10 protein-coding genes are annotated in these 10,424 nt (G+C 60.8%); 9 read left to right on the top strand and 1 reads right to left on the bottom strand.

Annotated features, from left to right (window positions below; translation table 11 throughout):
- The 3 genes from GSQ83_RS18110 to GSQ83_RS18100 all read left to right on the top strand — a co-directional run.
- Positions 1-650: carbohydrate ABC transporter permease (locus GSQ83_RS18110; RefSeq protein ID WP_158804303.1), on the top strand; the 650-nt coding region annotated here is incomplete at its 5' end.
- A gap of 9 nt (positions 651-659) precedes the next feature.
- Positions 660-1,427, top strand: coding sequence for an SDR family NAD(P)-dependent oxidoreductase (locus tag GSQ83_RS18105; protein ID WP_158804302.1), 768 nt, complete (start codon positions 660-662; stop codon positions 1,425-1,427).
- Positions 1,428-1,457: 30 nt separating this feature from the next.
- Positions 1,458-2,378 carry an SMP-30/gluconolactonase/LRE family protein gene (locus GSQ83_RS18100; protein WP_158804301.1) on the top strand — a complete coding sequence of 307 codons (921 nt, stop codon included), beginning with the start codon at positions 1,458-1,460 and terminating at the stop codon, positions 2,376-2,378.
- A 567-nt stretch (positions 2,379-2,945) separates the two neighbouring features.
- On the opposite strand, the gene GSQ83_RS18095 is transcribed toward GSQ83_RS18100, so the two are convergent.
- Entirely contained in the window at positions 2,946-3,944 is a 999-nt protein-coding gene (locus tag GSQ83_RS18095; RefSeq protein WP_158804300.1) for an AraC family transcriptional regulator, read from the bottom strand.
- An 86-nt stretch (positions 3,945-4,030) separates the two neighbouring features.
- On the opposite strand from GSQ83_RS18095, the gene GSQ83_RS18090 reads away from it, so the two are divergent.
- The 6 genes from GSQ83_RS18090 to GSQ83_RS18065 all read left to right on the top strand — a co-directional run bounded on the left by GSQ83_RS18090 (position 4,031) and on the right by GSQ83_RS18065 (position 9,275).
- A complete protein-coding gene (locus tag GSQ83_RS18090) occupies positions 4,031-5,428 on the top strand; it encodes an FAD-dependent oxidoreductase (protein ID WP_158804299.1) in 1,398 nt (465 codons plus the stop codon).
- Positions 5,429-6,037: 609 nt separating this feature from the next.
- Positions 6,038-6,853: a sensor histidine kinase KdpD gene (locus tag GSQ83_RS18085; protein WP_158804298.1), complete on the top strand. Its 816-nt coding sequence runs from the start codon at positions 6,038-6,040 to the stop codon at positions 6,851-6,853.
- Positions 6,850-7,704, top strand: a complete 855-nt coding sequence (locus GSQ83_RS18080; protein ID WP_158804297.1) for an ATPase domain-containing protein — start codon at positions 6,850-6,852, stop codon at positions 7,702-7,704. Before GSQ83_RS18085 ends, GSQ83_RS18080 begins: the two co-directional genes overlap by 4 nt.
- Entirely contained in the window at positions 7,590-8,348 is a 759-nt protein-coding gene (locus GSQ83_RS18075) for an RAD55 family ATPase (protein ID WP_371418036.1), read from the top strand. Before GSQ83_RS18080 ends, GSQ83_RS18075 begins: the two co-directional genes overlap by 115 nt.
- On the top strand, positions 8,345-8,674 hold the full coding sequence (locus GSQ83_RS18070; protein ID WP_158804296.1) for a response regulator: 330 nt from the start codon (positions 8,345-8,347) through the stop codon (positions 8,672-8,674). Before GSQ83_RS18075 ends, GSQ83_RS18070 begins: the two co-directional genes overlap by 4 nt.
- 430 nt (positions 8,675-9,104) lie before the next feature.
- Positions 9,105-9,275: a hypothetical protein gene (locus GSQ83_RS18065; protein WP_158804295.1), complete on the top strand. Its 171-nt coding sequence runs from the start codon at positions 9,105-9,107 to the stop codon at positions 9,273-9,275.
- Positions 9,276-10,424 lie beyond the last annotated feature (1,149 nt).

Genomic DNA, 10,424 nt, shown 5'->3' with positions numbered 1-10,424 from the left:
GGCAGATCTTCGCGCAGGATGCATTCTGGGGTGCACTTTGGCATTCCTTCGCAACCGCCATGACCGCGACCATTGTCTCGATCGCACTGGGCGCCATGGCGGCCTATGGCATGACGCGCTTCGGCGGCGGCTTCCGGCGCCTCGCCCTGCTGGTGCTCGCAATCCGCATGATCCCGAGCATCGTGCTGGTGATCCCCGTTTACCTGCTGTTCCGCAAACTTGATATTCTTGATACGGTCAGCGGGCTGTCGGCGATCTACCTGACCTTTTCGCTGCCCTTCGCCATCTGGATGCTGCGCGGCTTTTTCGTCGCCATTCCCCTCGACATCGACGAGGCTGCGCGGATGGACGGCGCCAGCTCCTGGACGGTACTGTGGCGCGTCATTCTGCCGATTGCCCTGCCGCCGATCCTAACGACCGCCGTGCTCATCTTCTGCTTCTGCTGGAACGAATTCCTCTTCGCCCTGATACTGACTGATCAGAATGCTCTGACGTTCCTGCCCTTGCTGATGCGCTTCGTCCCACCGGAAGGGCCGCTCTATGGCCAGATCTTTGCCGGATCGACGATCTATTTCGCCGTTCCCATCATCGCCATCGCCCTGATCAGGAAGCAGCTCGAAGGCAGCTTCGCGGCCGGCAGCGTGAAATAGGAAGCTGCCATGGCTCTGCTCGAAGACAAGATTTGCATCGTCACCGGCGGCTGCGGCAGCGTCGGCCTTGCTGCCGCCCGGCGCTTTGTGGCGGAGGGCGCGCGGGTGATGCTGGTTGATCTTGATACCGCGCGGTTGGCGGAGGCCGCCGCGGCACTCGATCCTGACCGAGTCGCGACCTTCTCCGGCGACGTCGCCGAGGCCGCGACCGTCGCAGGCTATGTCGCGGCGGCGGCCGAGATGTGGGGCGCGATCGACGTGATCCTCAGCAATGCCGGAAATCACGGGTTCATCGGGCCGCTCGCCGAATATGACGAGGAGGCCTTCGACCGGACGCTGCGCGTCCACGCCCGCGCTGCCTTCCTGGTCTGCAAATACGGGCCGCCGCGCATGAATGACGGCGGGAGCATTATCGTGACATCCAGCCTCGCCGGACTGCGCGGCGGGACAGGGGCCGAGAACAACATCGCGTATACCGTCGCGAAGCATGCTCAGACCGGCGTTGTTCGCGCCGCCGCGCGCGCCCTGGCGCCACGCCGCATCCGGGTGAATTCACTCAATCCCGGCCCGATTCAGAACGCGTTCCAGGCTGATATCGAGCAGCGGCTGACCGCCTATACCGGCCAGGATATCACCGCCGCCATCGACGCCGACATTCCCCTGGGCCGCCATGCTGATCCCGATGAGGTGGCGAGCGTCGCACTGTTCCTGGCCTCTCCGATGAGCAGCTACGTCACCGGCCACGTCCATGTCGTTGATGGGGGCTTGGGGAGTTGAGACGCAAGAAGCCGAGGGGGGGAAACGACAATGACCGACATCCGCACCATCGCCACGGGATTGCTGTTCCCGGAAGGTCCGGTCGTCCTGGAGGATGGTTCCATAGCCCTGGTGGAGATCGCACGCGGGACCATCACCCGCGTCTTCCTCGATGGCCGCACGGAAGTCGTGGCCGAGCCCGGCGGCGGCCCGAACGGCCTCGCGATCGGGCCGGACAAATTCTTCTACGTCTGCAACAGTGGTGGTTCGCATTGGATCAGGGAAGACGGCGTTCTCCGCTCCATCCCAAGCGACAAGCACTACACAACCGGCCGCATCGAGCGTGTCGAGCCCTCGACTGGCAAGGTCGAGGTTCTCTACGAGGCGTGTGACGGCCATCCTCTGCGCGGCCCGAATGATCTCGTCTTTGACCGTGAGGGCGGCTTCTATTTCACCGATCTCGGCAAGAACCTCGAGCGCAGCCACGATCATGGCGGCGTCTATTACGCGCGGCCCGACGGCTCCCACATCGTAGAGGTCGCCTACCCCGCGTTAACGCCCAACGGAATCGGTCTCTCGCCGGACGGCACGACACTGTATGTCGCCGAGATGGAGCCATCGCGCCTCTGGGCCTTCGACATTCTCTCGCCGGGCCTCGTCCATAAGGCGCCCTTTCCCTCGCCGCATGGCGGCCGGCTTGTCTGCGGGCTGCCGGGGTATCAGGGTTTCGACAGCTTGGCGGTGGACGGCGCCGGGAATATCGTCGTGGCAACACTTTACTCGGGCAAGGTCACGGCCATCGCGCCGGATGGGCATGTGGTACGAGAGGTCGTGACGGGCGATCCGTTGACGACGAATATTTGCTTTGGCGGCGCAGGGAATGGCACGGCCTATGTCACCCTGGGTGGCTTCGGCGCCCTGGTGGCGATGGACTGGCCGGAGAAAGGCCTGCCGCTCGCTTTCGGCGGATAGGCCAGTGTCGCAACGACAACAACAGCGGAAACGAAAGACAACGCCCCTGTGCGCCGTCGCCACGTTGACAACCATATTGAGGCCCGTGGCGACGTCGCTGACGAACGAGGGAGGGTTCGTCGAATTGCCAGCCTGGCGACCACTCGCTCCACAGCATCCGGCATAGTGCGCGACGGTTCTCAGCTAGGCAATCGCGTCCGCGTTCGGTCTGGAATAGATGTTGGTACCAGAAGACGCGCTCGAGCGCCGGTGGGACGGGGTGGCGTTGTCGGCTGACGTCGATCACGTCGTAGCCCGCGTATGATACGAGGCCGCCAATGTTTTCTGGCCATAGCGCTGCCGCTGCGCAGGATGCATTGCCCCCCAATCGAAGCCACCGAGGATCGGGCTCTCCAGACCGAGGGCCTTCGCAAGCTGGACGATGTCGCGGCCGCGGGCAGCCTGTTGACCGCTCCGCATGAGTCATTGGAAAGAAAGCGGCTTGGGCCGCATCCGAACCCGCACACAGGAGGCCGGACGCCTTCGTCCATTGGGGGTGAGCCGCGCGACGTGGCCTTGGTGACGAGTTCATGTGCGGGAGGAGCGCCTCGACCGCTTGGAAGCTGATGCTCGACGCCATTGCGCTGGCGTAATGCCCATCTTCTGCTTGAAGACACGCTGGAATGCAGCTTCGGATTGATAACCCACCGTCTCGGCGACGGAAGCGACAGAACTCGATGGCTTCTTCAATTCGTTGCTTGCCAAAATCATCCGGATGTCCAGCAGAAGGTCCGCGGCTGAATGGCCAAGGTTTCTCTGGAAATAACGTGCGAACGTCGCTCGCGACATATTGCAAAGTCGGGAGAGTTCCGGGAGGGTCCAGGAATGAGCCGGATCCTCAAACATGGCTGTTAAGGCCGGGGAAAGCCGAGGATGAGCGGCGAGCGCCAGCAGACCTGCTGGTGCAGCGTCGTCTGTGCTCGCAAGTCTCAGCGTCAGCGTAAAGAGCGCCGTTGATAGTGCGTTCAACAGGGCGTCCCCACCCAAGCTTTCGTTCTCTGTTTCGGACCGCATCAAGGAGAGCAGGCTGCTTACCTGCACGCCGACCGTACCTTGCCCTTGCACGTCAACATGTCGTTCGCCGCGAACGATCAGCAGCGGCGGCAGATAGGCGCGCAGTACCCGATTGTGCTGGAGCGAGGTGAAAAAGTGGCCACACAGCATATCGAGACGCTCACCCGATCCGGCGTTCTCGCTGAAAACCATGTTGAGTCCCGGTCGGCTGCTGGCCGGACCGGGCGGTGCGCCGCTGCCGTCATACAGACTATGCGCCAGACCGGATGGCACTAGGAGAATGTCACCACTGTCGAGACGATGCGATAACCCACGTTGGGGATCTTCCAAGATGACCGATCCGGCCAGTGGCGCGTGGTAAGCAATGCCTCCGATATCAGCCGCTGCCTGGTCAATGCGCCAAGGAGCTCCGTAGAGGCAGCGCAGGTCGAGGCGACCACTCACGGGCATCATCGTGAAGAGATGGCTGAGCCAATCCAGGGCGGGATACTCCAGGATGAGACGAATGAGCATATTATTGAGCTAATCTGGAATTAACAAGCTCACCCCGTACCCGCATGTCGTCTCCAGTGATTACCAACATCAACGGAGGCGTCCTCATGTCCACATCTGAACACTTCGACATAGTCATCCTCGGCAGTGGGCAAGGCGGAAAGCTGCTCGCTTGGCACCTTGCCCGTTCAGGCAAGACGGTCGCCGTCGTGGAACGTCGCTGGGTCGGCGGTGCCTGCCCGGCCGTCGCCTGTTTACCGTCCAAGAATGAGCTTTGGAGCGCCCGCGTTGCCCACCTGGTTCGAAACGCGGCCCAGTTCGGCACGCTGACCGATGCTGTCAAAACCGATATGCGAAAGGTTCGCAGCCGTAAGCAGGACATGATCGACCGTGAGATCGCATTCCACCTTGGTGCTTATCGGGACAGCGGAGCGGCGCTCATCATGGGCAGTGGCCGCTTTGTCGAACCGAAGACCATTGAGGTGGCGCTGAACGATGGGGGCACACGTCTAATCTCCGGCAATGAAGTGGTAATCAACGTCGGCACCCACGCCACTATTCCGAACATTCCCGGCCTAGAAGCGGCTCGGGCGCTGACCCACATCGAGGCGCTGGAACTCGACTACCTGCCCTCACACATGATCGTGCTCGGTGGCGGCTATGTCGGCATCGAGATGGCCCAAGCGTTCCGTCGCTTCGGCAGCCGCGTTACAATCGTCGAGCCTGGCCCCCAACTCATGAGCCGAGAGGATCCCGACGTCGCCGAAGAAATGCGAAGCATCCTGGCAGGGGAGGGGATCGAAATCCTGCTCGGGGTACGACCGCTGAGCGTTAGCGGTCTCTCGGGCGATGTGGTTTCAGTGACTGTCGACACCGCTGCCGGCGAGCAGACCATCGAAGGCAGTGACTTGCTCGTTGCGGTTGGCCGTACCCCCAACACAGCCGACATCGGCCTCGACAAAGCCGGCGTCGAACTGGATGCCCGCGGCTTTATCCGTGTCAACGAGAGATTGGAAGCAAGCGCAGCTGGTGTATGGGCTATCGGGGAGGCGGCCGGCAGCCCGCAATTCACCCATGTCTCCGTCGATGACTTCCGGATTGTTCGGGACAATATGGCTGGTGGCAACCGACGGACCGACGATCGTTTGGTCCCCTATGTCATGTTCACCGATCCGCCGCTTGCCCGTGTCGGAATCTCCGAAGGGGAGGCGAAGCGTAACGGCCTTGCCGTGCGCACAGCCAGTCTGCCAATGAACAACGTGTTGCGGACGGAAGCAACCGACGAAGTCCAGGGCTTCATGAAGGTGGTCATTGGTGCAAACGACGATCGTATCCGGGGCTTCACCATGATCGGCTCCGAAGCTGGCGAGGTCATGGCTATCGTGCAGACGGCGATATTGGGCGAGCTTCCCTTCACCAAACTGCGCGATGCCGTGTTTACGCATCTCACTATTGCGGAGGGCCTTGGCCCGCTTCTAGGCAAGGTGCCTCCGCGCACCGCGTGAAACCATGCGCTCGGACGCTCCTTTGCGCGACCTCCGTGCACGAAAGGTCGATCGCACATTGGATAAGCGCGGAAGTGGAGGCGTCCTGTCATACCGAGATCGCAAGGCCAGCAGGAGTGGCGCGTGCTGGGGCCCGGGGTGTCCCGTAGCTAGGTTTTCTGTGGCCTGATGAGGCGGTGACCGACCGCTCATCCTATGCCGAAGGCGTCTGGGGCACGACGTTCTCCCCAGACGCCGACCTTACTCAGGGCTGGCCATCGAGCCTCGGCGAGTAACAGCCCGCATTGATAGGTAGCAATGCCTATCCTGCCATCCGTCTTCGATTCTAAGTGATCGCCAATGATCGCCTCGCCAAGGCGATGCCGTGATTGCTCCCGATCGCTTAAAATCACTCGATCTCACGCGGCAGGTGATCTGCATGGCGAAACGCCACCCGGATTAGTGGGGCTGGGGCGCAGGATCAGATCTTTGTCATGCGCCGCAGCGGAAAGCAGATGGTCACAAATCCGCGAGGGCACAGAAGCGCGGAAAGTTCTCGGAGCGTGGCGGTGGGAGCAATGACTTGCCTAAGTCGTATAAGGCTTTCATGCTGAGGTCGATGAAAATGTGGTGGCGAGTTCGCCCCTTATGAGTTTCCCGGAGGATCGCCCTCCGGAAGCGGCAAATACCGCCGAGGCTGCTTTAGAGGAGCTTCGGCGGCAAAATGCCGAGCTGATCGAGGCAGTCGCCGCCCGCGATACCTTCATTGCGGTCGCTGCTCACGAACTGCGAAACCCGATGACGCCGATCGTCGGCCAGATCGATCTCCTCCTGGCCGCATTGCAAGCCGGAAGATATTCATCGGGACAAGTCGAGCACCGGGTCCGCCGTATCAGAAGAGCGATGGACCATTTCATCAAACGGGCTGGGACGTTGCTCGACGTCTCTCGGATTACCAGCGGCCGCTTCCAACTTGCTCTTGCCCCTTGCGATCTCTCTGATCTGGTGCGGGAGACGGTTGAAACCTTCACTGAGACGGCTCGTTACTCTGGTTGCTCCTTCCGAATAGAGGTGCCCGAAAGCCTTCCCGGCGCTTGGGATCGATTGGCTCTCGAGCAGATCCTCGATAATCTTATCTCCAACGCGATCAAATACGCTCCTTCCCGACCGGTAACGGTAAGCGCGGAGGATTTCGGCTCCCTGGTCAGGCTCAGAGTCCGGGACTACGGTCCCGGCATATCCGCAGGCGACCGGGCCCGCATCTTCGAACGTTTTGAGCGAGCGGTTGGCGCGAATGAGCGACGCAGTGGCTTCGGCGTCGGCTTATGGGTGGTTGGCCAACTCGTAGCGGCTATGGAGGGAACAATCGTGGTGAATGATGCACAAGGCGGAGGCTCGGTCTTCACCGTGACCCTGCCGCGCTACTCAGAAACAAACCGCTCATGAACGAGGACGGCGGCGTTCTCGAACGCTTACCGAGCGGGATAGCCGGTCTCGACGTCATCTTAGGAGGCGGTTTCCTCAAGGGTGGCCTCTACATCATTCAGGGGCCGCCTGGAGCCGGCAAGACCACGCTCGGCAACCAGATTTGCTTCAACCACGTCGCTGACGAAAAGCGGGCTCTCTACGCCACCCTTTTCGCCGAATATCACGCTCGCATGATGCAGCACCTGAGCATCATGTCCTTCTTTGACATTTCAAAGCTCCCAGACCAGCTCACTTACCTGAACGGTTTGCGAGTGCTGCACGATGAGGGGCTCAAAGGCTTGCTAGCCGTGTTGCGCCGAGAGATCACGACGCGTAGCGCCTCTGTCCTCGTGATCGATGGGATCGTTTCTGCGCGACGGGCAGCGCAGGGCGAGCAAGCCTATAATGAGTTTATTCACGAACTACAGCTCATTGCCATCGCTACCGACTGCACGGTGTTCATGCTCACGAGCGCGCAGGGCATCAAGGTCACCCCTGAACATACAATGGTAGACGGCATCATCGAACTAACGGATCAGCTAACCGGTTGGGCGGCTGAGAGTTCTCTCCAAGCCGTGAAGTTCCGCGGGAGTGCCTTCCTGCGAGGCCGCCACGCCTTCAAGATCACCAGCGACGGTATCGTCGTCCACCCGAGAATTGAGGCATTGCTAGCGCGACCTTCGCAGCCCGACGAAGGGATCCCCGGAAGGATTTCCTGTGGCATAGAGCAACTCGACGTCATGTTGGGTGGCGGTTTGCCAGCTTACTCCACCACAATGATAATGGGACCATCGGGCACGGGGAAACAACGCTCGGGCTCCAGTTTCTAGCGAAGTGCAGCGAGGCCGAACCTGGCCTCCTATTCGGCTTCTATGAAACACCTGCGCGCCTCGATGCCAAGATTGCCGGCGTCTGCCAGCCGTTGCGTGGCTTGATTGATAGCGGCGCGGCAGAGGTGCGATGGCAGCCCCCAACCGACGATCTACTGGATGCCTATGGCGAGCGCCTGCTCCAGGCGGTGCACCGCCGCAAGGTAAAGAGGCTGTTCATCGACGGCCTCGGCGCCTTCAGGCAGGCTTCCAGCACAGAGCCCACTCGCATCGGCAACTTTCTCACCGCGCTGATGAACGAGATGCGGGTGCTCGGCGTGACGACGCTCTACACGCTCGAGGTTCCTGACATCATGGGGCCAACCATCCGAACTCCGATTGGCGACCTGTCGGACCTCGCCGAGAACCTGATCTTGCTACGCTTCGTAGAGGTAGACTCTCAGCTTCATCGTCTGGTTTCGATTCTCAAGGTAAGAGATAGCCAATTTGACGCGTCGCTTCACGAATACGTCACGAGTGGTCAAGGACTACTCATCGAGGTAACTGCCGATAGCGCTCAAAGAATTATGGCTAACTACTACAAACAAAACTTGGGCGACCCATTTGCCACCGGTTATCGGCGGGAAGGGCGCGACCGTTTGTGACCAGAGTTGTGCTTGTGGTGGATGACGAAATCGGCATTGCCGAACTCATTGATGCCGTCCTCACGGATGAAGGGTATCGCGTGCTGACCGCTGTGAATGGGCGGCAGGGGCTTGCAATAATGGCTAAGGACCACCCTGATCTGGTGTTCCTCGACTACATGATGCCGGTGATGGATGGCGCCGATGTACTGCGCGCCATGGCTCGTGACCTATCCACTGATGGCGTCCCCGTAGTGCTCATGAGTTCCATGCCTGAGGACCTGGTGGCCGAACGCTGCCCTGGCTATGCGGTCTTCATGCGCAAGCCATTCCGGATCGCCCAGTAATGACGCTCACTCAGAAGCTGCTTAACAAGAACGGGGCGACCTGAGAGCCTTTACGCCCGAGCGACGAGCGGCAACACGATCAAGGGCGCGTGGGTTAGCCCCATTGTAGCGGCCTGCCGCACCGGACTCGGAGAGAGGATCGAAGAGGGCCGCCGAGCGCTCGAAAAAGCAATGCTGACGACCAAAACTTCGAATCCATCAAGTTGCTGAACGGCATGGTGGCTCAGATCGAGGCGGATGACGCGCTGGTTCTCAAGCTGCATAACGCGATGGGTGCCGCACGATGACCTCGTACGGCGCCAACGCGACGGGCATTATTCACCGTCGCTAACAACCCGAACCAAATGCTTATGCCCGACCTTGCCGTTGCGGACCTGGGCGCGTTGCCCACCACGCTGAACAGCACCAGCAACGCCGCGGCTTGGACATCGTGGCCGCAGTTGTAGCACAGCCATTGGAGACCGAGCTCATGTTCCGGCTGCGTATAGCTCAGGCGTTGCAGGCGGCAGGCACTGTCGGCGTCGTCGTCACGATCTGGGCGAGGGGTGGTTTCTTCGCGAGAAACCAGGCCGGCAAGTTGCTGTGGGACAACGGTTTCTAGATTGATCGCCTTTAAGACTCGGCAGAACGTCGTTTGCCCCATGCGGGACTGCGCAGTTGCCGATCTTGAAGAACTCCCCGGTAGCTGTGTGAAGGGCTGGAAAGGCCGCCCGCCTCGCTGGACATCGCTACCTTTCGAATCTCGCTCCCGGTTCGAACACCGCGTGGCGGCAGACCTTGAGCGCGACGGGCGGGCCGATGCGACGGTGCATGTTTACGAGTGCTTGGGCCACTGGTTGCGGAACCAGGCGGGGGAGCTTCTCACGTGAGCACATCCTCCGTTCAAGCCGAGCGCCCCCCAAGCGTCCGCCGAAGATCGACGCTCCACTCGCGGACGCGTGCTGGATTGACAGAATGTGGCCTGTCACCGAGGCCGAGTGCCTGGCGTGGTCTGCTTACTTGAAGCTACCACAACCCGCCTGGCAGGCCGCGCGTGGCATGTTCCGCAGGGCGTTTGAGGGCAATCACCCCCGAGACGAACCTTCTGCAGTTCCTTACCGAAGTTCATGTCGACGACGCCTCGCTGGTCTCGGCGCTAGAGGTGGCGCTCGAGGCGCTGGCGAAGGAGAGCGCGTTTTGCCAGAGGTGGGCTCAGAATATTCGCTAAGGATGCTTGCAACGGCGGGAGCCGGCTACCAGCTTCCGAATTCTCGAGTTCCGATGGGGTAGAGATGTCATCTACAGAGATCGATTGCGTCGAAGACGGTTATGACGCGTTCATCGACGGCGCACCCAGGCAGTCAAACCCGCACCAACACGCGAGCACAGCGTGGGTTGCGTGGTTTCTGGGGTGGGACCAGGGCGCGCAACGCAACGTCGCGGACGAACTCACTAATTTGCAGCTTGACCGAGAGCGGCTTTCACAATTTCTCGACGAGCCGCACTTCCCATAGACGGCGATAGTCCTTGCCACTAGGCCTGAGAGCCGAGCAATTGCCGAAGTCCATTTTGTGTCGTTCGTCAGCGGCACCGCGTCCCCCGTGCAGCGAGAATGCCCCGCGAGTAGGAACAGTGCCGATGGACCTGAGGCTTTTTCAACAAAATGAGCTGCGCGCTAGAGCCTGTTATGTACTTTTTGGTGGCCGCGCGATAATAGGGAGGCATGTGTGCTGCCTCGACCCGTAAGCCTTATCCCTCTGATGTGACCGAC

The sequence above is a fragment of the Acidisoma sp. L85 genome (assembly GCF_009765865.1).
Lineage (GTDB): Bacteria > Pseudomonadota > Alphaproteobacteria > Acetobacterales > Acetobacteraceae > Acidisoma.
This window is presented reverse-complemented; position numbering and strand designations above follow the sequence as displayed.

What these genes read in the sequence shown, in the direction of transcription:
- GSQ83_RS18105 (WP_158804302.1), top strand. Translation starts at nt 660, where the DNA reads ATGGCTCTGCTCGAAGACAAGATTTGCATCGTCACCGGCGGCTGCGGC.
- GSQ83_RS18100 (WP_158804301.1), top strand. Translation starts at nt 1,458, where the DNA reads ATGACCGACATCCGCACCATCGCCACGGGATTGCTGTTCCCGGAAGGT.
- GSQ83_RS18095 (WP_158804300.1), bottom strand. Translation starts at nt 3,944, where the DNA reads ATGCTCATTCGTCTCATCCTGGAGTATCCCGCCCTGGATTGGCTCAGC.
- GSQ83_RS18090 (WP_158804299.1), top strand. Translation starts at nt 4,031, where the DNA reads ATGTCCACATCTGAACACTTCGACATAGTCATCCTCGGCAGTGGGCAA.
- GSQ83_RS18080 (WP_158804297.1), top strand. Translation starts at nt 6,850, where the DNA reads ATGAACGAGGACGGCGGCGTTCTCGAACGCTTACCGAGCGGGATAGCC.